This is a genomic window from Acidimicrobiia bacterium (assembly GCA_016650365.1).
GTDB lineage: Bacteria > Actinomycetota > Acidimicrobiia > Spongiisociales > JAENVV01 > JAENVV01.
On record JAENVV010000005.1, the window covers coordinates 14474 to 34439 of the forward strand.

Below are 19966 nucleotides of genomic sequence, written 5' to 3' on the forward strand. Positions count from 1 at the left end.
CCATGGCAGAAGAACACGCACTCGCCCATCCGACTCCCCGCCAATACGCTCAGATCGCCATTCTGCTGGCCTTTCTGACCGCCATTGAGGTATCGCTGTACTACCTGGAACAGAGCATCGATGCCTTCACAACGTCCATTTCTGCGCCGCTGCTCATTCTGTTGGCCGTCATGAAGTTTGTGATCGTGGTCGGCTGGTTCATGCATCTGCGGTTCGAAAAATCGTTGGTATCGAAGTTCTTCACCACCGGTTTCGTCGCCGCCATCGTTTTGTATGTGGCAGTCCTGTCAGCTCTCGGCGCCATCGTCCTGACCTGATGAACGAAATCCTCGGATTTCACCCTCATTACGACGTCGCTCTGACGATGGGCGGCCTGGTGGTCGCCTACCGCTATCTCAGTACCCGCATCGCCCGCAAGGTCCTTCCGGCTGGAACGGTTGGCGCCACCAGGCGCCAACAAGCTCAGTTCTACGGTGGGTTGGTGGTCATGTTTCTCGTGTCAAGCTGGCCGATCCATGATATTGGTGAGCAGTCGCTGTTCACCTTTCACATGATCGAACACCTGGTTATTGCCCTCGTAGGCGCCCCGCTCCTACTCCTGGGCGTGCCAAGATGGATGGCCTCATTCCTGGTCGAAAAACCAAAACAAGTCCGTCTTCTCAAAGCCGCCAGCCACCCGGTAGTCGCCTTCGCCTTCTTCAACTTCACACTGGCAGGCCTGCACTGGCCACAAATCATCGAGTTGATGGTGACGATTCCGTGGTTACACTTTGCCGTCCATGCCACCCTGTTCACGTCGGCGGTTCTGATGTGGATGCCGGTGCTGTCCCCCCACCCTCAGGTTCCGCGACTGAAGCCGCCGGGCGCCATGATGTATCTCTTCGCCCAGTCCCTGGTCCCCACCATTCCGGCGGCCTTTCTGATTTTTGGCAATACCCCGATGTACCCGCATTACGCAGAGGCGCCCAAGCTGTGGGGCTGGAGTCCAATGATGGATCAGGCGATCGCAGGGGTCATCATGAAACTCGGCGGTGGATTCCTCTTGTGGGCGATCATCACCGTTATCTGGTTTCGCTGGTACCGGCAAGAACGCAAGTGGGATGCCATCGAGCGGAACCTACGCGAGACCGTCTAGGGAACTGCCGGGTGGGCTAAGAGCCAATCAAACTCTGGATTCGGAACGCCGGGACCGCTTTATATCCACACCTGAACAACGGCGTTGTCTCCAGCTGGTTGGTCGGTCTCCGAGTGCTCGCTATCCCCACCCGAGACGGCGTTCGTAACCAGGGCAACGAAGAGCAACACAACACCGATCCCGACCGCCGCCACCGCAAACTCTCCCGCGCTGATGGTGCCATTGGGTTTCGAAGCCGCCAGGCCGGCGAACGTGAGGACACCTCCGGCTGCCACGATGGCGATGAGCGGCGCAGACGCATGGAACGTAAGAAGTAACCACGCGAACGGCAGAACAAACGAGGCGATCGCCAGAATCACCAATACCGGCATAAGGTACGAGGTGGCCAGCCGGTGTTTGATGACATCTGATTCGGCTTCCTCATCCTCGGTCAGTCCAGCTGGCGACGCCATCATTTGCACAGCGGCCGCCACGGCGACTCCGACAATGATCATGATCACCACCAGGAGCAGTGAAGAGGCCACCGGCGACATCGCAACCATTACCGGATCTTCGGGGAGAACCGGCTCGATCGTAGATCCGGCCCCAATCAGCACGCCGGAGCCCACCAGCCCGGCGACCGCTCCCACGGCAGCTCCGACCACCGTCAGGCTCCCGCGCCGCGACCGGATGGAAAAGTCTCTGTCGAACCAAGCCGGAATAGCCGAAGCGGCTCCGGCGAGCAGCCCTCCAAACAGCGTGGTCAAGATCGTGACGTAGAGAACGACGTCGGCAGGGGCAGCCAGACTGCTGGCCCTGAGCGCCTCGCCGTCGAAGGCGGGAGCGATTCTGGTCAGAGCAAACCGGGTACTGACGACGGCCGCAAAGATTCCGAACATGAGCCCTGCCATGGCTCCGAGCTTGGCCCCGAACGCCAGACGGTCACGAATCGGCGGGGCTACGATCGGCTCTTCTGGTTCCTCCAGAACCGCTACTGCCATCGGGGCGGCAGTTTGAGCAACCGCGCGTTCCGGGGCCTCGGCGATCGGGACGGCAGCCGGAGCTTCCGCCACCACTTCTGCAGGTGCACTTGTCGCGGCGGCGGCAGCAGGGGTCGCCGGACTCACCGACCCACCCCCGGACCAGGCAGACAAGACATCGTCCACGCTACTGCCTGAGGCTTCGGCACGAGCCCGCGCCGACCGCATCACCAACTCTTCGGGTACCTTCATCGACTGGGCGATGGATTGAGAAACGTCGCTCATAGCCGCCATAGTAGATGGCAAAACGGCCGAGGGCGAAGCAAGCGCCTCTAGTTGGAAAAACCGTCCTGATCTTGTTGCTGGGCGAGACCGTTCTCGTCTTTGGCAGCCTCGACTTCTGACGCTTCGGCGCGGGTACGCACCGATCGTTCGCTCCGGCGTAACAGCAACAATCCGAGGATGATGACCCCAACCATGACGGCAATATCGTCTACGCCAGTTCCATGTCCAAGATACATCGGGTCACCGCCACCGGTCGTCGGATCTGCATGCTAGGCCGTTCGGCTTGTTCCATCTAGGCGGAATACTCGAAGGTCTAGCCCTCGGCGAGAATGAACAGGCCGAGAAGGGTGAGCAGCACCATCAAGCCAAGCATGGCCCATTGGGAACGAACGGCTTTGGCGCCACCAAACTCTGCGAGAGCTCGATCGTGGGCCAGTACGACCCCCGCCACGTGCCCGGCCACGATTGCTCCGAGTTGCACCCACCAGATTCCATCGGTCGGGAACCAGTAGACGATCTTCCATTGGGCAGTTCCGAACAGGTTCCAACCCAGGTCGAACGGGTCACTCACCGTTGACAGAAGTTTCTGGCCTTCAAAGAGGACGAGGGTGAAGTAGTGGGCAAACGCATAGGCGAGACCGATCGGAACCAGAGTGTGAGCGAATGAATCGGCTACCTCCCGGGCCGAGCGATCCGTCCCCCCGAGCTTGACCGCCCCCCAGGAAGCCCCGTAATACGCCAAACCGAGCCCGACCACGATGGCAACCATCGCCAGCGTTTTGAACCAGACGTACGACTCGACCTCTCCGAACCAGCCAAGCCAACGTTGGGTACCCGACAGGCCGTCGAATGTGACCGTTCCGATCATGACCAACACAAACGGGGTCAGGCCGGCCCAGCGCGGAAGCACCGGCAACGCCCTGAACCATCCTCGCCACACCCATCCGATGCCGTCGGCGGCCCGGCCGATTGGGGCGATGGCCGAAATCAACCGGTTGTAGGTGCTGAATCCATCAGCCGCCAGCATCGCGTTATCGCCGCCGAATCGAACCGTCCAGACCACCAGCCAGCCCGTATAGGCAATGGCGTAGAGCGACAGCGTGCGCGGTTCGGCGCCGGTCACCGATGCCAGCTCAAACCAGGTGAATGTGAAGAAGGCGGCCACGGCCGGCCAGATACCGACTCTGGGAGGAACCGGACGTGCAGGGAATCCGAGAAATCGGGTAAAAATCCGCCAGGGATTGGTCTGAGAGTAGATGTTTCCCAGGACCGCTCCACCAAAAGGAATGATCAAGAAGAGAAAAATGTAGACAACGTAGGGCGACAGTGAGAACGAGGCCCGCGGTTGGCCGATAAAGCCACCGGCAATGACAGTGCCAAGAAAGACGAAGCCAAGAACCTGGCCGACGGCTACCAGCCATTTGAACCAGGTCGCCTTGATCCTGCGCTGTCGAGGACCGTCCTGGAGTCGGGCGGTCGGCCACAGGGAACCGAGCAGCACGAACGACAAAACAATGACCGCTACGGCCACCGTACTCGAGGTTGAAAGGGGAATCGGCAAGTCCTGGCGCCCACCCACTCCGTGAGCCAACGCCACGGCCGGATTGCCAACCACTCCATAGACCACGACCGCCAACCCGGTCCCCAAGCGGCTCCACTGTTTCATTGATTTACGACGAGTTCGAGAACCTGCAACCGAAGGCCCTCGAGTTCGACCTCGAAAATCCCCGGAATCTCAGCCACAAGAGCCAGTTCGGCATCCTGACCGGCTGCGACATCGACGGTGAGGTCGTATCCGTGCAGATGCAGTTCGTCGGCGGTGTCCGACCGGATGACAATTTTGACGTTATCACCGAGTTTCACCTCAGCCCGGCGCTCAGATGTGAGCTGCCCTCCTGCCACGGTCACGAGGATCTCGACAGAATCGTCGACCAGGGTCGTGGGGGTCACCGAAGTTGTGGTCGGCGTGGTCAACGTCGTTGATGACGGGTTGGAAGTGGTCGTCCCAGCGCCAGAGGTCGAGGGGGTACTCGCTCGGGTCGAGGGTGGAGACGTGGTGATCGTGGAACCAGACCCACCGGTAGAACACCCACCTACGGCCAACGACATCGCAACAAGCCCAATCAACAAACGCATCCGACGATGCTAGAACAACTCAGCAACCGGTCGGTCGCATCGGTCTTCGATCCGCGTTCCCACCATGATCCTGACGATGGTTTCGGCCGACTGGCCCGACGTATACGTCGTATGGGCATCAATGACGCCGACGTCCTCCACCTCAAAGACGGTGGCCGACCAGTCACAGTCGCCAGGGTCATATCCGTGTCCGAGGCCCGACCAGTCATCCCGCCAACCATCGGTAAGGTCTCCGAGTGCGACGACCGGGTCGTGCGGCGCCTCCCCTACGAAAACACCGGCCGTGCCGGGCAGGTTGAGCGCCCCGACGTCGGCCGCTACCAGATTGGGACTACCGATGATGATGAGTCGGTCGGCATGCAAGTGATCGTAGGCGGCCGCCCATCCTGCCACGACGGATCCATAGGAATGCGCCACGACTGAAAGCGGAATATCGGGACGCTGCGCGGCCAGCCCATCGACAAAATCGGCCAGGCCCGGCGCACCGGCGACCGCCTTGTCGGTCGTGGCCGCTTCCAGGTTGAAGCCAATCCCGGCTGGAGCGTCGTAGCCAAGCCAGGCGACGACGGCAATTTCTTCATTCATCGTTTCGGCGGTGGCAACCAGAGAGCGGGCTTGCGACGCCACCATTTCAAAGGAATCGAGTTCACTGCTTATCCCTGGAACGAACACCGCGACCGCTTTGGCAGAAGCTAGGTCACCGACGACTTCAATAAGCTGCCCATCGTCGGCTGGATCGAACCAGACGAATACGCGGTCGGAGGAAATCCAGTCGTCGAGGAGGGCTAGGCGCGTTTGCATCGCTTCGCGTTCATGACGATCGGACGGCTCATCGAGTCGAATCGGACGAAGAGCCAGTGATGAGCGCAAACGCTCAGCTTCGGTAACCATCAGGCGCCTCGTGGCAAGTTCCCGCCATACCAGTGGCATCCCATCCGTGGCCGCCACGACCGCCGGGGTTCTTGACGCCAGGCGCCGCCCAACCTCAATGGGGAGACCAGCCATCAAAGCTGCCACCTGTGACGGCGTCAACCCCTCCAGCGCGGCTACGAGGGCCGTCTCGCTGGCAACCGCCCTCTGCAACATGGCGTCGAGTTGGGGGTCATTGTCCGACCCGTCGAAGGTTTGAATGTCCCACCAGAGCGTTGATAGTGCCCAGCGTTGCCGCCACGCTTCATCCCATCGGCCGCTCCCAACATCAGCTAGAAAGAGCGCTCTGCGCAAAAGATCCCCGGACCGCGACTCGCACTCGATGACTACCGCGCCGAGTGCCGCAGCCGCACTCGATTGTCTCCCGGCCATCGCCAACACCGCTTCCGTCGCTTGGCGAGTTGCGTCGAGCTCGGCTGAAACGGCATTGAGCCATCCAGCCAGGGCAAACAACTCATCGTGGTCGAACCTGTACACGGATCCCGCTTTCGCCTGTCGTTCTGTCGTAACGCAACTTAAACCATCAACCGTGGGACCGGAAGGGTGACCGCGGGAAGTTAAGCGCTGCCTGATAGGTTTGTATATCCATGACTCAGCTTGATGACTTCCGCTCAGCCAAAAACGAGTTCTTTGCGAGCCCGAACTCACCGATCGAGGACTTTGAGGGTTTCCAGGGCCTCGCCTACTACCCGGAGTCTGACCGGCTCCGCTTCGTACTCGACCTGGAACCGTCTGACGGTGGTGAGGTGACGATCGGCACAAGCGACGGGCACAACAGGACCTATCAAAGAGCCGGAGTGGTGAGGTTCCTTGTGGATGGATCGGAATCCCAACTCACCCTCTTGAACCACATTGGCGACGACGGCTACTTCCTCCCGTTCCGGGACGGCACCTCGGGCAAGACCACCTACGGGGCTGGACGGTATCTCGACATCGAGTCAGCCGAAAACGGCCAGGTCTCGGTGGACTTCAACCTCGCTTACAACCCGTATTGCGCGTACTCGGACGCCTATTCCTGTCCACTCCCACCGACCGAAAACTGGCTGACCGTACCAATCGAGGCGGGTGAACGTTCCTACGGGTCAGTCGCCGGCTAACCAGTTCGAAATTGCTGCGACCATCTCGGCGTGGTGGGTGAGAGGCGCCTCATGACGAGCCCCAACCAATTCGACGACGACCGCCCCGGCTAGTCGCTTGCCAAGGTCATCTTGCGCGGCGGCCGGCACCAGTTGGTCTGCGGTGTTCACGATCACCAATGCCGGGACGGTGATGGATGACACCCAATAGCGTGAATCGAAGCCCGAAGCCGCGAAACCGGCAGCCCAATACGATTCCGGGTCCCGGCCAATGGACTGCAACCAGAAATGTTGCGCTTCGTTCGCCGAGATCGCACCGACTCGCTCGAGGTACTTAGTGCGAACGAACGACACCTCGGACCGGGTGAAGCGTTCGATGCCTCGAGCAAGGTAGAAGGCGATCGAGGCGAGCATGGCTCCCGCCGTCCCCCCTATCGAGACGTGGGCGGCCGTTCCTCCCAACCCGATCTTGCCGACGAGATCAGGCCTGCGGTGAGCAAGTTCCTGAACGATCATGCCACCCATCGAGTACCCGAAGACCGCACACCCGGTTAGATCAAGGGCGTCGAGGACGCCGGCCAGATCGTCGGCCGCATCGGCGATTTCATAACGACTCCGGACCGCATCCGACTTGCCGGCGTCGCGGTTGTCGACTGCGATGACCCGGAACTCCTCGGCCAGAGCCGGCATGATCCTGGCATAAATGACGTTCGAGGGATCCCCCCACCCATGCACGAGCACGATCGGTAACCCGTCAACCGGGCCGGCCTCCCGGATGAACACTTCTCGCCCGTTGACAAAGACCGTCCGGCCGGGTATCTCCATGGGATGAGTCTGATTTGGCGCAAATGACGGTCGAATCTCCGGCCCGAACAGGCGCCACAGAATCAAGGCGATAAAAATCTTCTTGAGCAGATTCACGTCAGGTCGTCCCTGGCGAAGATGAACTCGTCCACCGGGCTGCCACCGATCAAATGCTCGTCGATGATCCGATCCAGGACCTCGACAGTCACCGAGTGGTACCACACGCCTTCCGGGTAGACGACGGCGATCGGTCCCATTTCACAGATTCTGAGACAATCGACCTTGTTGCGCAGGATGGACCCGTCGCCCGGCGTGGGTGGGGTGGGCGGCATTGAAAGCTGGGCTTGCCAGACCGGTGGGGCGCTCGTTGCACCGGTTTGTTTGAGCCGCGTCTTGAGGTGCCGCCAGACTTCGTTCGTCTGCTCGACCGGGGCACACTTGGCCGTCGACTGATCGGCGCACAGGAAAATATGGCGCTGAATCTGGCCGATCGACAGCGCCTGAGCAATCGACTCAATACGGTACGTAGACATGGCGCGAGTCTAGGAGTGTCACCGAACGAGTCGGATGGTGCCTTCTGCCCCACTGTGAATCTCACCGATGACCGCACTCTCAAAGCACTCGTGTTCTTCAAGCCGATCGAGTAGGTCCTGAGCTTCGGCTGGCGGGACGCAGATCAACAAGCCCCCGCTGGTCTGAGCGTCCGCGAAAAGCTGAAGCCAGGCTGGTTCGACGTCCGATGTCACATGCGGGGACACCTCTTCAAGGTTCCGCTGACTGCCTCCGGGAAAGAAGCCGGCCTCGAGCAGCGCCTCGACACCGTCCATCAACGGGACCTGATCGACCTCGATGAGCGCACTTACGCCAGCCGACGTGAGCAACTCGCGCAGGTGGCCGAGTAAACCATATCCCGTCACGTCCGTACAGGCGTGGGCATTGACCGCCGCCATGGCCAGCGAAGCCCCAGCGTTCAATTCAGCCATCGTCTCGATGCAATAGCGGGCGAGTTCCTCGTCCACCTTTCCGGCTTTGAGAGCCGTGGTGATAATGCCCGTCCCGAGCGGCTTGGTCAGAACCAGTTGATCGGCCGGCCGGGCTCCGGCGTTGGTTTGGAGTCGACCCGGCTCGACGATGCCGGTTACGGCAAATCCGTATTTCGGTTCGGGATCATCAATCGAATGGCCGCCAACGACCGTGCAGCCAGCTTCTTCCATGACGGAAAGGCCGCCTTCGATAACTCGCTCAAGCACGTCAAAGCCAATGACCCCCCGGGGCCACCCGACCAGTTGGAGGGCCGTGAGGGGGTCACCACCCATCGCGTAGACGTCGGACAGGGCGTTGGCCGCGGCGATTCGCCCCCAGTCGAACGGGTCGTCAACGATCGGTGTGAAGAAGTCGACGGTTTGAACGAGCGCGTCTCCGCCGGGCGCCATGAAGACACCCGCATCGTCGGCATATTCGATTCCGACGATCAGATCGGGATGCTGTGTGGCAGGGGAATTGTGCAAGGGGCGCAGAACCTGCGCCAACTCAGCTGCGCTGAGTTTGCACGCTCAGCCGGCGCCATGTGAAAAGGCAGTAAGCCGCTCAGACATGAATCCCCTTTCCGGGACGGATCAGATCCCGGTGCCGGTTTCTGAGCGTCTTCGGAAGTCACGCTCGTAGCGGCTGATGGTTTCAGCTGCCCGATCAAGGATTTCATCGACTTCCCGTTCGGCATAGCCGCGCATGGAAATGGGAAACACTTTTCTCGCAACCTCGGAGGCGTCAACAAGCGGCGACGGTCTGCCCGTCTCACATGCGTACAACGTTCCAGAGACCCGGTTCAGGAACCGGTCTACTTCCTTCAGGTTATAGCCTCGGAAGACGACAGTGAGGGCCAGTCCGGTGATTTCGTCGGAAGTGAGTCGCTGGAACGGCTTGGCAGGCGCCAACTCGTACCCGGCTTGCGCCCGCTCGTAGGCACCGACAATCCGGCCTGCCCGCTCAAGGAACTCGTCAACGGCCTCATAGTCGTAGCCTCCCGTGACCCACGGAAAGGCTGCCAGTCGGATCTGGTCACTCGTGACGGGAAGCGCCTCGCCGAGGTTCCTCTCGATCACAAGCAATGATCCAGCCACCCGGCGCCTCATATGATCGACCTCGCGGCGCGCGTACCCGCGACCGGTCTTCAAGAATCGTTGTCTTGCCGCCTCCGTTGCGGTCAGCGCCACCGCAAACACCTCCGTTGTGCCCGATCATAGAACTACACACATGAGATTTGTGGCATTGCGGGACATTTCGGGTAGTAACCTCGTGAAATGAACAACGAAGAAACAACCTGGCTCACTCCGACCACTTTTGAGCGGTTGAAAGCCGAATATGCCGAGTTGACCGGGCCTGGGCGCATCGAGATCGAGGCGCGGATCGCCGAGGCCCGCAGTCACGGAGACCTTCGCGAGAACGCCGACTACGACGCCGCCAAAAACGCCCAGGGCATGATGGAGGCACGCATTCGACAACTCCGCCATATTCTCGAAAACGCGGTAGTGCGCGAAGCAAGCGACTCCGGCAAGGTAGAAGTTGGTTCAATCGTTGTCGCCGTCGATGCCGACGGCGATGAAATGGAGTACTTCGTCGCAACCCCGGAGAACAAGGTTCGCGGCTACGTCCTCGCCTCACCGTCCTCGCCGATGGGTCTTGCCCTCCTCGGGGCGACCGTCGGCCAGGAGGTCACCTACCAGGCTCCTGGTGGAACGTTCACGCTCAAAGTGGTGGATATCAAGCCGTACCAGGGGTAACTGGAGGACGAAATCCATGGTCAAATTCCGTCTCAGGACCCCCCGCGAGCACGCGACCCACCTACGGAAACGGGCGAAGACCGACCCGCGCGAGGTTGAGGGATACCTTGATAGCCACCTGGCCGAGTGGACGGCGCTCGCCGAAGCCGACCCGGCCGACGCCGCCGATATTCTCGAAGAGCTCGGAGAGGACGCCGCCTCCGACCTGTTACTTGAGCTGACCAGCCAGGGTGCGGCCGAGGTACTGGACGAACTTCGCAGCGATCTGGCAGTCGACCTTGTCGAACGCTTCAGCCCCGAAGCTTCTGCAAGGATCTTGGCCGCTCTGACGCCGATGGAAGCCGCCGACATCATCGGCCATCTGGGGGCCGAACATCGCGACGCCGTGCTCGAAATCATGGCAGACGATATGTCGAACACCGTCGAGTCGTTGCTCCAGTATCCCCCGGATTCGGCTGGCGGCTTGATGACCACCAAAGTGGCGGCTTTGCCGGTAACCATCACCGCCGGGCAAGCCATCGAAGCCGTGCGCAAGATGCACGAAGTTCTCGAGGACCTCTCATACGTCTATATCGTCGACGATGAGCAACGCCTCCTCGGAGTCCTATCATTTCGGGACCTGGTTTTCAATCCGCCAGAAGTTGGCCTTGAAGGGGTAATGGTCGCCCATCCGGTCACCGTCACGCCGTTCACCGACCGGGAGGAAGTAGCGGAGCTAACCACCCGGTACAACCTTTTCGGACTCCCCGTCGTCGAGACAAACGGTCGACTGCTGGGCATGGTCACCACCGAAGCCGTCATCGACGCGGTTCAGCAGGAAGCGTCCGAGGACTTCGCTACCGCCATGGGGGCCGGTAAATCAGAGACTCCATACTCTTCGATTTATCAATCGGTGCGGAACCGAATTCCCTGGTTGGCCGTCAACCTCGTCTTGGCGTTGGGCACCCTTGAAGCAATCAGTCGCCAGTCGGGCGTTATCGCCAACCTGCCGGTCCTGGCAGCCCTTATGCCACTCGTCGCCACGCTCGGAGGAAACGCCGGAGCTCAGAGCCTGGCGGTCACGATCCGCGCCCTGGCCACAGACGACGTTCCCCGATCCGAGATACCAGGGATCTTGGGGAGACAGCTCGCCATCGGCGCCCTCTCTGGATTGGCGATTGGCACCCTCGCCTTCGCGGTCTCGCTGACGAGAGCGGATGTTTCGGTGGCGGCGGTCGTCGGCCTCGCTTCGTTCACGAACCTGGTCATCGCCACCTCGGCCGGTTCCGGCATCCCGCTTCTCCTCCGAAGCCTCGGCTTGGATCCTGCCCTGGCGTCGAACATTTTCGTGACCTTGATAACCGACCTGACCGGATTCGGCGGATTCCTCGCCATGGCGTCGATCCTGCTGTTCTAGGACAGCCAGGCGACCAAACTCCAATCAGGCAGGGAAGTCAATGATGGTGGCGCCACCGGATCCTGCGTCGGACTCGAGCAACTTCATCAACGCCTCGACAACCTCGGGATCAAAGGCCGTGCCCGAACCGCCAAGAATCTCGGCAATCGCCGCCGCCCTCGGTCGTCCGGGCCGGTCAGGCCGGTCCGCTCTCATCGCTTCGAAAACGTCTGCCACATGGGCGATCCGACCGAAAAGCGGAATCGCCTTGACGCTGAGGCCGTCAGGGTACCCGCTACCGTCGAATGCTTCGTGGTGAGCGCGCACCGCCGCGGCAATCTCCGGGCGCGTAGCGTCCACGACAAGGTTATATCCGTGAATCGGATGCTGCTGGACGGCCAACGTCTCGTCATCGGTGAGCGCCCCCGGCTTCATCAAGATGCTCTCCGGCACCCCCAATACGCCGACGTCATGAAGGAGGGCAGAAACCCGCAACCGTTCAACGTCGACTACGGAAAGCCCCATCACCTCGGCAAGTCGGACGGATAACTCGGCAACTCGTCGGGACCGGTTCACCAGGCGGGGAGCCTTAAGGCCCAGGGCGGCAAGGAGCGCAGCCACGACCGGACCCATCGATCCGATGAGTTCGACCGGACCCGAATCACCACCGACCAGGCGGGTGCAGTTCTTTCCAGCATGCTTGGCTTCGTAGAGCGCCCGATCCGCCGCTTCGACGAGGGCCGCCCCGTTGGCAGCGTGATAGGGGTGAACCGCCACGCCAAGGCTTATGGCAACCGACCCAACCGTTGGCAGGCTCAGGTGGTTGACGGCCATCCTGACCCGCTCAGCGGCTCGCAGTGCGCCATCAATATCGGTTTCAGGGATGATGAGGGCAAATTCTTCGCCGCCGACCCGACAGGGGATGTCGGACTCGCGGACCGAACCAAGAATGGCCGTCCCCACGGCACGAAGGACCTCATCACCGACGGAATGCCCGTACGCATCGTTCACAGCCTTGAAGTCATCGATGTCGGCCATGATCACGGCAAGCGGGCGGTCATAACGCCTGGCCCGCTCAAGCTCTTCGACCAGGCGATCCCAGAAGAACCCGTGATTCTTCAGGCCGGTCAACCAGTCCGTTACCGAGACCGCTTCGAGCCGTGAGACAGTCGCCTCCAACTCGTGATTACGTTCAATCTCGGCTTCGTACCGTCGTTGGATTTCTTCGAGCAGGGGCCGACTGGCCTCCGCGGACAACATGCCTGAGCCGGCTGACACCGCCCGAACCGCCGCCACCAGATCGTCGAGTTTACCTTTGACGATGAAGGCGGCCGTTCCGGTGGCAACCATGTCGACTACGGAGTCGACATTGGAAAAAGACATCTGAGCGATCACATCGAGGCGGTAGCCGAGCAGGTCGCGCAACCTCCGCACCGTCGTGTCGGCGGTCATGCCCTCAACACCAACATCGATCAGGACGATGGTTGGTTGGGCGGTCCTGGCAACCGCCAGGGCTTGCTCACCGGATGCGACAGATCCAACGACTTCAATATTCGCTGCAATCATCGCCTGTTCGGAGACGGCCCTGGCAGTCGCATCGGGATCCACAATAAGGATTCGCGAGCTCATACTCTCTCGTTATCGGCGCCTGGAGGGCAAAGATTGACCGCTAATCACGATCCGAGGGAAGCCTGGCCCATCGGTTCATATGGTCCCCGGAAAATCAGCCGGATCCCGTCGACCAGCTCGACCAGGAAGTGCTCTTCGAGAAGGGCGGCATCTTCAGCCAGGGCGTCAGCGGTGTCATATCGACTCGCTGCACCAACCGCGGCAAGATCCGAGACCACTCTGACCGAATTAGCGGCCGGATACTCTTCGACAATGTCGCGCATGAGGTTTTCCATCTCGTCAAAGGTATATTCCTCGTCTCCAACGACCACGATGAGGGCATCGACCCCATCGTTCATGGTCTTCAGCGACGCGACCTCATAGGCGATGGGATCCACGGCCGCCGGTGTTGAGCCGTTTGTCGAAGGAGCCGTCGAGGAGGTCGTGGAGCCCTGAGCACCACTCTGCGTCGCCGAACCAGAGCGAATCGTGGTAGCCGACGAACCGGCGAGGGTAACGGCAGTGGTCGAGGCAGCCTCGTCATCACCACGGTTGCAGGCGATGCTGGCCAACAGGAGTAGAACGAGCAATGCGATTCGTGTTCTCATACCGTCCTTTAACGATGGGGGAAAGTCTATGGTTCCCGTCCCAAAAAGACGATAGTATATGGGACGGGGCTAGTTCGACATGGGTATGGGAGCATGACCAGGTATCTCGGGATTCTGATGCTTACGGGTTTGCTTATGGTGAGTCCGATAGTCGCAGGCGCCCAGACCACCCCTAACCCGTCCGACCGGTTGTCGATGTGCGATCCCGTCACCCTCAGTGACCTCTTCCCGGAACCCGTCGAACCGGCACCCTTTGATACGCCGATTTCGATTGGCGGTCGCGGCCGAACACCGATCGCCCCCGTCACGCCCCCCGTTACCCCCGTTACCGTCCCTCCCGATGCGCCGGAGGTGAATTGCCGCCCGTTCGTCTACGAGATGGGATCCCCGGTTGGTCATGCTCCCGGCGTGATTTCCGGGTTCGGTGCCGACCGACCAGAAGGCCGGAAGCACAAAGGCGCCGATGTCGGCGGATCAAAGCTCACGCCCGTCTACGCGGTTTCCGACGGAGTAATTTCATTCTTTGGCAATGAATGCTGCAGCCTGGCTGTTCGGCATGCGGATGGATGGACCAGCTACTACATCCACCTGAACAATGACTCCCTCTGGGCTGACGACGGCGCCGGTTGGGGCATCGCCCCCGACCTCACCATTGGCACGCCCGTCAAACGTGGCCAACTTCTCGGTTGGATCGGAGACTCTGGTAACGCCGAAACTACGGTTCCTCACCTCCACTTCGAGTTGAGAATGCCCGACGGTACTGCAGTCGACGCGGTCCCTTCGCTCCAGGCTTCCGAGTCGACCTCGACCGCTGCAGCCATGGCCGGCCTGGCGGTCAGCCCGGAGATCGTGGAATTCGATATGACCGGCCCGTTCCGCTTCCCCTACGTTGACGACGACGGAAGCCACTATGAAGCAGCCATCGGTGAGCTAACCGCCCTGGGGTTGGTTACTGGCTGTGGACTGCCGCTCGGCTCAGCCTTTTGCCCGGACGCCCCCGTTTACGGAGCCGACGTCGAGAGCTTCATTCACAACGCTTTCGGACTGGACCTGTCGGCCAGGGACATCATCCAATACGAGCCTCCGACGGGCACCAGGGCCTTGACCGCCATCGTAAGCGTGTTCGACTGTGGAGTCGGTCGCTACTGCGACGGCGAGCCGCTGACCGCCAGAGGCGTGGCTCAAATGTTCGCGGCCATCGGTGATACCGCTCCGGTCCGCACCGGACCGACGGTGCTCGGACTGGCCGCCTGTGATCTGCCCCTGAGCGATCCCGATGTTGTGATCACCCGAGCTGAGTTCGCCGCCGCGGCCGTCGACCTCCTCGGACTAGCCGCCGAAGTCGAATGTGGGGCGGCCGACTAGGCAGGCTCTACTCGCGGGGGCTGACCGTATAACCGGCGTCAATCAATCCTGCCCGAAAGTCTCGCGCCAGGCGGTCCGTTACCGGCCCTGGTTCAAACGAGAACTCGCCAAGGCGAGCGACCGCGACGACTTCCTTGATCGTCGACATTACAAACACCTCAGAGGCCGAGACGATTCGTGAGAGATGGAACCGACCCTCAAGGACCTCTTCCGCCAGATTGAGGACGTAGCGTCGCGTGATGGAGTCGAGGATCAGCAGATCCAGCGCGGGGGTTTCGACTACGCCGTCGATCACCCAGCCAATGGTGAACGTGGGACCTTCCAGGACGATGTCGTCATCGCTCACGAGCAGGGCATCGTCGAATCCCCGTTCCCTGGCAACCCGGCCGGCGTTGACATTTGGCCCGTAGGACAGTGTCTTGGCTCCCGCCAATTCCCAGGGGCGCCCTGCAGAGTGCCACGGTGCCCGAATCGGAAGCAAGGCCAAGTTTTCCAGAAGAGCCGGCAATGGTTCCGAGATAACGACGACAATCGGAGGAGCCACTATCTGATCCGGTCCCCCGCGGGTGGCGATCACTCGCACGATCCCATCCCCCGCCTCCCGGGCGGCGGTCGCAATCCACGCTTCAAGCTCGTCTGCGACCGGAAGCGTCATCCCCAGGGCTGCGGCCGACCACTGCAAACGTTGAATATGTTCGGTCAGCGCAAAGGCGCGCCCACCATAGGATCGAAGTGCCTCGAAACAACCGTCCCCCCGAACGAATCCTGCGTCGTGAACCGACACCGTGCCGGCTTCTGACGGCTCTCCGTTGATCCAGACCGTCACTCATCCACCCCGATACTTGGATGTAATCGGGAGTCGCCGATCCTTACCGAACGCCTTGACCGAAATCTTGACCCCGGGGGCAGCCTGCCGACGTTTGTACTCGTTGTGATCCACCAGTCCGCACACCCGTCGAACCACGGCTTCGTCATAACCCTCGGCGACGATCGACCCGATCGATCGATCTTCCTCGATATAGCGCTCAAGAATCGCGTCCAGGATCGGGTACTCCGGGAGACTATCCGAGTCCTTCTGATCCGGGCGGAGTTCGGCCGAAGGAGCCTTGTCGATAATGGACTGGGGAATAACGACTCCGTTGCGATTGCGCCAGCGGGACAGTTCATACACCTGCATCTTGAATACATCTTTGAGCACTGCGTATCCGCCCGCCATGTCGCCATACAGGGTGGCATAGCCCACAGCCATCTCTGATTTGTTCCCGGTGGCGACCACCATGCCCCCGAATTTGTTCGAGACAGCCATGATGAGGGCTCCCCGCACCCGCGCCTGGAGATTTTCCTCGGCGACTCCGAATTCGGTTCCGACAAATACCGGCTCCAAAGTCTTGAGGTGGGCCTGGAAGATGTCATCCATGGGGAGCACGTTGAAACGGATACCAAGCCGATCGGCCAACTCCTTGGAGTCATGAATCGACCCCTCGCTGGAGAATCGCGAAGGCATCGAGATCCCCCACACATTCTCGGGGCCGAGCGCGTCTGCCGCCAGCGCGGCTGTCAAGGCCGAGTCGATCCCCCCGGAAAGCCCGATGACGACATGCTTGAAGCCATTTTTGCGAACGTAGTCCCCAAGACCGGTAGCGAGGGCCGAGTAGAGCTCCTCGTTCGGTTCCATGGGTGTCGCGAGCGAGCCTGCCGGGCCAGGAGCAACGCCGGCCAGGGGAACATCAACCACAAACCGGTCCTCGACGAATTGAGGCGAGCGATGCAGGACCGTGCCGTCGGCGGCCACAACCAACGACCCACCATCGAACACGAGCTCGTCCTGGCCACCAACGAGGTTCACATAGACCAGCGGCACTCCGGCCGCCCGGGCCCGACCAACGAGCATCTGTTCGCGGGCGGCTGCCTTGCCAAAGTCGTAAGGGGACGCATTGATATTGATCAGTACCTCAGCTCCCGACGCGGCTTGCTGCGCAGCGGGACCGTCGGCGAGCCAGATGTCCTCACAGACCGAGACACCCAGGTTCACACCGATAACCCGGTGGAGATCGGCAGGGGCGCCACCCCGGACAAAGTACCGGCTCTCGTCGAAGACTCCGTAGTTGGGTAGCAAGACCTTGTGATAGGTGCCGACAATCTGACCCTGGTGCAGAATGGCAGCCGCATTCGCCACGGTGCGAGACGTGGCATCATCGGGTTCCTCATCGATCTCATCGGCTCGGTCGACAAAGCCGACGACGGCCACGATGTCGCCGACTTGCTCGGCAATCTTGTTAAGTGCGTCGAGGTTGGCAGACACGAACCCGTCGCGGAGTACCAGGTCCTCCGGCGGGTAGCCTGAAATCGACAGTTCGGGGAAGACCACGATCTGGGCCTGCTGAGCGTGCGCCCATGCGATCGTTTCGACAATGCGACTGGTGTTGGTATCCAGGTCCCCAACGGTGAGGTTTAGTTGAGCGCCGGCGATCCTGATGTGGTCCACGCCGCAAGACTATCGCGCTCGACGGACCATCGGAGCAGACCCTAGGATTGCCGCTCATGTTTGAATTGAAAACGGACCTCATCGAGGCAGCCACAGCACTGCGTCGGGCCATACATCACAATCCCGAACTCGGATATCAGGAAACGGAAACGACCGATGCGGTCGCGACGGCTCTCGATGTACCGGGGATCACCCTCACCCGTCGCACCGGGACCGGTCTCATCGCCGACGTGGGGTCGGCTGGCAAGAGAGTCGCTTTTCGAGCCGACCTCGATGCCCTACCAATCCACGAACTTACCGATGTGGCGTTCGCTTCGAAAACCCCAGGCGTCATGCATGCCTGCGGGCATGACGCCCACACGGCCATTGGTGTAACGATCGCCAAGCATCTCGCCAGGATGGAACTCCCCGGCCGGGTCCGGTTCATCTTCCAGCCTGCCGAGGAAAGTTTCCCGGGGGGAGCCCAGCTACTCGTGAACGAAGACATTCTCGACGATGTCTCTGCAATCCTCGCTTTCCATGTCGACCCTTCGCTTGAAGTCGGCAAGGTCGGTCTCAAGGCTGGTGCGATCACCAGTTCCTCCGACCGTTTCGAGATCATGTTGTCCGGTCCTGGCGGCCACACGGCCCGGCCTCACGAAACCGTCGACCTCCTCCACGCCGCCGGTCGGATGCTCACCGACTTACCTGCCCAATTCGCCAGGAGCATCGACGCTCGCATCCCGGTCGCCATGGTGTTCGGCCAGATCGCCGGCGGTTCGGCCGACAACGTCATTCCCACAGAAGTCCGGATGTCAGGGACCTGCCGGGTGCTTGATGAGCCCACCTGGCAGAGTATCCCCGAACGTCTTGAGCGCCTCGTTCAGGCAATCGTCTCTCCGACCGGCGCTATCGCCAAGCTGACGTACAGTCGAGGGATCGCGCCGGTCGTGAATGACCCGGCCACACTGGCCACCGCCGGGGCGGCCATCGAGGGCGAACTCGGCGCCGGGTCGACGGTGGGCACCGACGCGTCCATGGGAGCTGAAGACTTCTCCAGTTACCTACAGATGATCCCGGGAGCACTGCTCCGACTCGGTGCTTGGGACGGCGTATCGGTAAAGACTGCCTTGCATTCGGCCTTCTTCACGATCGATGAGCGGGCGATCGAAACCGGCGTACGGGCCGGGGCCGCCTCGTTGCTGGCTCTTCTCTCGGCCGAATGACCATCTAGTCACTCCCAACCGACCTGGCGGGTTCCAATCCGGAAACGGCGAACGGTGGATTGGTCAAGGCAGCGCCGGTGCCATGGCCGTTTGGCTGACACTCCAGACAAGTACCAACACCAACGGCTCAGATGGCCTGGAGACGACTACGACCATTAGCCCGACTGACTCCTACTACGAGGGCGGCCAAACCAGCATCGATCTGTTGTTTTCTGACGACCTGGTGAATTGGTCGGTCATTGATTTGAACGAGTTCTTGGGGTCGGTCGCAACCGACAGCGATCTATGGCTGAACCAGATCTCCGTGAGCGATACAACCATCTACTTCACGGTGAGCGGGTACAACCAGGACTCCAACGAAACGTACGCAGCCGCGGTGGTTGGCAGGCGGTAGCCACACACAAGGTGGTGCTCGCCTGCGATGGGGCGGGCACCGGCTGCCCGTTAGGGGATCGCCGCCATCACCTCGTCGAGATCGGCATGATCGCCGGCGTGGTCCTCGAAGTCGGCATACAACAGTCCATCGCCCGGTCCGATCACCAGGGTGGCACCCAGCTGGAATGGCCGGCGACCGCTCTTGCGTTGGCGATGGCCGGCCGCCAGGCTACGCGCCCCGGCCGCCAGGGCGGACGGCTTGGCGATGGAAGCCAATCCGAGCCGCCCGGTTCCGACGAGTTCGGCAGCCAACCCATCTTCGTCGAGTAGGACGTCGAAGGGCACGCGCTCATCTTCGATAAACGACTGGGCGTAGCGCTTGCCACCGGTTCCGATGGCGACCACGGTCGCCCCTGTCGCGGTGATCTCCTCATATCTGTCGCGGACCTGACCGGCCCGCTCGCGGCACGTCAGTCAGCCAAAGTGCCTGAGGAACAGCACGATGGCAGGCGCTTCAGCCCACCGGTCGCCGAGGCGATGCTCGCCACCCTCGGGGTCGATCAACACCTGATCGGCTAGCTCACCGACGTCGAACGATCTCATGGCCCGAACGATTCCATAGGAGTCACGTTATCTTCGTCTGGCAAGTCGATGACGACGTTCTCGTCGTAATCGAACAGGTCATATTGCATCGACAAAACTCCCGCCGCGCTGACTTCCTCATACGAGATCGCATATCGATAGATCCAGTTATCACCGGTGATCCAGACATCCATCGGCAGCTGCTCGATCCCTGAAGCTCGCAGCTCCTCCACCGTAACTCCACCACCTAGGTCCCCA

23 protein-coding genes are annotated in these 19966 nt (G+C 61.1%); 8 read left to right on the forward strand and 15 right to left on the reverse strand.

Annotation, left to right across the window (positions count from 1 at the left end):
- The first annotated feature begins 2 nt into the window (after window positions 1-2).
- Entirely contained in the window at window positions 3-317 is a 315-nt protein-coding gene (locus tag JJE47_00360; protein MBK5265861.1) for a cytochrome C oxidase subunit IV family protein, read from the forward strand.
- A complete protein-coding gene (locus JJE47_00365; GenBank protein ID MBK5265862.1) occupies window positions 317-1135 on the forward strand; it encodes a cytochrome c oxidase assembly protein in 819 nt (272 codons plus the stop codon). The genes JJE47_00360 and JJE47_00365 overlap by 1 nt, the downstream gene beginning before the upstream one ends.
- Before the next feature lie 59 nt (window positions 1136-1194).
- Here JJE47_00365 and JJE47_00370 read toward each other — a convergent pair whose 3' ends face one another.
- The 5 genes from JJE47_00370 to JJE47_00390 all read right to left on the reverse strand — a co-directional run bounded on the left by JJE47_00370 (window position 1195) and on the right by JJE47_00390 (window position 5922).
- A complete protein-coding gene (locus JJE47_00370) occupies window positions 1195-2379 on the reverse strand; it encodes a hypothetical protein (GenBank protein MBK5265863.1) in 1185 nt (394 codons plus the stop codon).
- Between the two features lie 47 nt (window positions 2380-2426).
- A complete protein-coding gene (locus JJE47_00375) occupies window positions 2427-2615 on the reverse strand; it encodes a hypothetical protein (protein ID MBK5265864.1) in 189 nt (62 codons plus the stop codon).
- A 77-nt stretch (window positions 2616-2692) separates the two neighbouring features.
- Window positions 2693-4045, reverse strand: a complete 1353-nt coding sequence (locus JJE47_00380; GenBank protein MBK5265865.1) for a hypothetical protein — start codon at window positions 4043-4045, stop codon at window positions 2693-2695.
- Window positions 4042-4515 (reverse strand): hypothetical protein, encoded by a 474-nt coding sequence (locus JJE47_00385; protein MBK5265866.1) that lies wholly within the window; start codon window positions 4513-4515, stop codon window positions 4042-4044. The genes JJE47_00380 and JJE47_00385 overlap by 4 nt, the downstream gene beginning before the upstream one ends.
- A gap of 9 nt (window positions 4516-4524) precedes the next feature.
- A complete protein-coding gene (locus tag JJE47_00390) occupies window positions 4525-5922 on the reverse strand; it encodes a hypothetical protein (protein ID MBK5265867.1) in 1398 nt (465 codons plus the stop codon).
- 110 nt (window positions 5923-6032) lie between these two features.
- Here JJE47_00390 and JJE47_00395 point away from each other — a divergent pair, with 110 nt between their 5' ends.
- Window positions 6033-6542 carry a DUF1684 domain-containing protein gene (locus JJE47_00395; protein ID MBK5265868.1) on the forward strand — a complete coding sequence of 170 codons (510 nt, stop codon included), beginning with the start codon at window positions 6033-6035 and terminating at the stop codon, window positions 6540-6542.
- Here the strand turns inward: JJE47_00395 and JJE47_00400 are convergent.
- Genes JJE47_00400 through JJE47_00415 form a run of 4 tightly spaced genes read right to left on the reverse strand, consistent with a single transcriptional unit; the run spans window position 6528 to window position 9538 of the window.
- Window positions 6528-7442, reverse strand: coding sequence for an alpha/beta hydrolase (locus JJE47_00400; GenBank protein ID MBK5265869.1), 915 nt, complete (start codon window positions 7440-7442; stop codon window positions 6528-6530). The genes JJE47_00395 and JJE47_00400 overlap by 15 nt on opposite strands.
- Window positions 7439-7858 carry a hypothetical protein gene (locus JJE47_00405; protein ID MBK5265870.1) on the reverse strand — a complete coding sequence of 140 codons (420 nt, stop codon included), beginning with the start codon at window positions 7856-7858 and terminating at the stop codon, window positions 7439-7441. The genes JJE47_00400 and JJE47_00405 overlap by 4 nt, the downstream gene beginning before the upstream one ends.
- An 18-nt stretch (window positions 7859-7876) precedes the next feature.
- Complete coding sequence (gene selD / locus JJE47_00410; protein MBK5265871.1) at window positions 7877-8920, reverse strand: selenide, water dikinase SelD; 1044 nt, start codon at window positions 8918-8920, stop codon at window positions 7877-7879.
- Between the two features lie 21 nt (window positions 8921-8941).
- On the reverse strand, window positions 8942-9538 hold the full coding sequence (locus tag JJE47_00415) for a DivIVA domain-containing protein (protein MBK5265872.1): 597 nt from the start codon (window positions 9536-9538) through the stop codon (window positions 8942-8944).
- Window positions 9539-9625: 87 nt separating this feature from the next.
- On the opposite strand from JJE47_00415, the gene JJE47_00420 reads away from it, so the two are divergent.
- Window positions 9626-10105: a transcription elongation factor GreA gene (locus JJE47_00420; GenBank protein ID MBK5265873.1), complete on the forward strand. Its 480-nt coding sequence runs from the start codon at window positions 9626-9628 to the stop codon at window positions 10103-10105.
- Between the two features lie 16 nt (window positions 10106-10121).
- Window positions 10122-11501: a magnesium transporter gene (gene mgtE / locus JJE47_00425; GenBank protein MBK5265874.1), complete on the forward strand. Its 1380-nt coding sequence runs from the start codon at window positions 10122-10124 to the stop codon at window positions 11499-11501.
- Window positions 11502-11525: 24 nt separating this feature from the next.
- Here the strand turns inward: mgtE and JJE47_00430 are convergent, their stop codons facing one another.
- Both JJE47_00430 and JJE47_00435 read right to left on the reverse strand, forming a co-directional pair.
- Window positions 11526-13109: a diguanylate cyclase gene (locus tag JJE47_00430; protein MBK5265875.1), complete on the reverse strand. Its 1584-nt coding sequence runs from the start codon at window positions 13107-13109 to the stop codon at window positions 11526-11528.
- Between the two features lie 44 nt (window positions 13110-13153).
- On the reverse strand, window positions 13154-13696 hold the full coding sequence (locus tag JJE47_00435) for a hypothetical protein (GenBank protein ID MBK5265876.1): 543 nt from the start codon (window positions 13694-13696) through the stop codon (window positions 13154-13156).
- Window positions 13697-13789: 93 nt separating this feature from the next.
- Between JJE47_00435 and JJE47_00440 the strand changes: the two genes are divergently transcribed.
- A complete protein-coding gene (locus JJE47_00440; GenBank protein MBK5265877.1) occupies window positions 13790-15061 on the forward strand; it encodes a M23 family metallopeptidase in 1272 nt (423 codons plus the stop codon).
- 7 nt (window positions 15062-15068) lie between these two features.
- On the opposite strand, the gene JJE47_00445 is transcribed toward JJE47_00440, so the two are convergent.
- A complete protein-coding gene (locus JJE47_00445) occupies window positions 15069-15887 on the reverse strand; it encodes an aminotransferase class IV family protein (GenBank protein MBK5265878.1) in 819 nt (272 codons plus the stop codon).
- On the reverse strand, window positions 15888-17546 hold the full coding sequence (locus JJE47_00450; GenBank protein MBK5265879.1) for an NAD+ synthase: 1659 nt from the start codon (window positions 17544-17546) through the stop codon (window positions 15888-15890). It abuts the gene before it with no gap.
- 56 nt (window positions 17547-17602) lie between these two features.
- Between JJE47_00450 and JJE47_00455 the strand changes: the two genes are divergently transcribed.
- Window positions 17603-18751, forward strand: coding sequence for an amidohydrolase (locus JJE47_00455; protein MBK5265880.1), 1149 nt, complete (start codon window positions 17603-17605; stop codon window positions 18749-18751).
- 82 nt (window positions 18752-18833) lie between these two features.
- Complete coding sequence (locus JJE47_00460) at window positions 18834-19145, forward strand: hypothetical protein (GenBank protein ID MBK5265881.1); 312 nt, start codon at window positions 18834-18836, stop codon at window positions 19143-19145.
- 50 nt (window positions 19146-19195) lie between these two features.
- On the opposite strand, the gene JJE47_00465 is transcribed toward JJE47_00460, so the two are convergent.
- Together JJE47_00465 and JJE47_00470 are read right to left on the reverse strand one after the other, a co-directional pair.
- Complete coding sequence (locus tag JJE47_00465; protein ID MBK5265882.1) at window positions 19196-19531, reverse strand: AhpC/TSA family protein; 336 nt, start codon at window positions 19529-19531, stop codon at window positions 19196-19198.
- 194 nt (window positions 19532-19725) lie between these two features.
- Window positions 19726-19941, reverse strand: coding sequence for a hypothetical protein (locus JJE47_00470; GenBank protein MBK5265883.1), 216 nt, complete (start codon window positions 19939-19941; stop codon window positions 19726-19728).
- Window positions 19942-19966 lie beyond the last annotated feature (25 nt).

Coding starts and splice junctions, on each gene's coding strand:
- JJE47_00360 (MBK5265861.1), top strand. CDS start 3: ATGGCAGAAGAACACGCACTCGCCCATCCGACTCCCCGCCAATACGCT.
- JJE47_00365 (MBK5265862.1), top strand. CDS start 317: ATGAACGAAATCCTCGGATTTCACCCTCATTACGACGTCGCTCTGACG.
- JJE47_00370 (MBK5265863.1), bottom strand. CDS start 2,379: ATGAGCGACGTTTCTCAATCCATCGCCCAGTCGATGAAGGTACCCGAA.
- JJE47_00375 (MBK5265864.1), bottom strand. CDS start 2,615: ATGTATCTTGGACATGGAACTGGCGTAGACGATATTGCCGTCATGGTT.
- JJE47_00380 (MBK5265865.1), bottom strand. CDS start 4,045: ATGAAACAGTGGAGCCGCTTGGGGACCGGGTTGGCGGTCGTGGTCTAT.
- JJE47_00385 (MBK5265866.1), bottom strand. CDS start 4,515: ATGCGTTTGTTGATTGGGCTTGTTGCGATGTCGTTGGCCGTAGGTGGG.
- JJE47_00395 (MBK5265868.1), top strand. CDS start 6,033: ATGACTCAGCTTGATGACTTCCGCTCAGCCAAAAACGAGTTCTTTGCG.
- JJE47_00405 (MBK5265870.1), bottom strand. CDS start 7,858: ATGTCTACGTACCGTATTGAGTCGATTGCTCAGGCGCTGTCGATCGGC.
- JJE47_00420 (MBK5265873.1), top strand. CDS start 9,626: ATGAACAACGAAGAAACAACCTGGCTCACTCCGACCACTTTTGAGCGG.
- mgtE (MBK5265874.1), top strand. CDS start 10,122: ATGGTCAAATTCCGTCTCAGGACCCCCCGCGAGCACGCGACCCACCTA.
- JJE47_00430 (MBK5265875.1), bottom strand. CDS start 13,109: ATGAGCTCGCGAATCCTTATTGTGGATCCCGATGCGACTGCCAGGGCC.
- JJE47_00435 (MBK5265876.1), bottom strand. CDS start 13,696: ATGAGAACACGAATCGCATTGCTCGTTCTACTCCTGTTGGCCAGCATC.
- JJE47_00440 (MBK5265877.1), top strand. CDS start 13,790: ATGACCAGGTATCTCGGGATTCTGATGCTTACGGGTTTGCTTATGGTG.
- JJE47_00455 (MBK5265880.1), top strand. CDS start 17,603: ATGTTTGAATTGAAAACGGACCTCATCGAGGCAGCCACAGCACTGCGT.
- JJE47_00460 (MBK5265881.1), top strand. CDS start 18,834: ATGGCCGTTTGGCTGACACTCCAGACAAGTACCAACACCAACGGCTCA.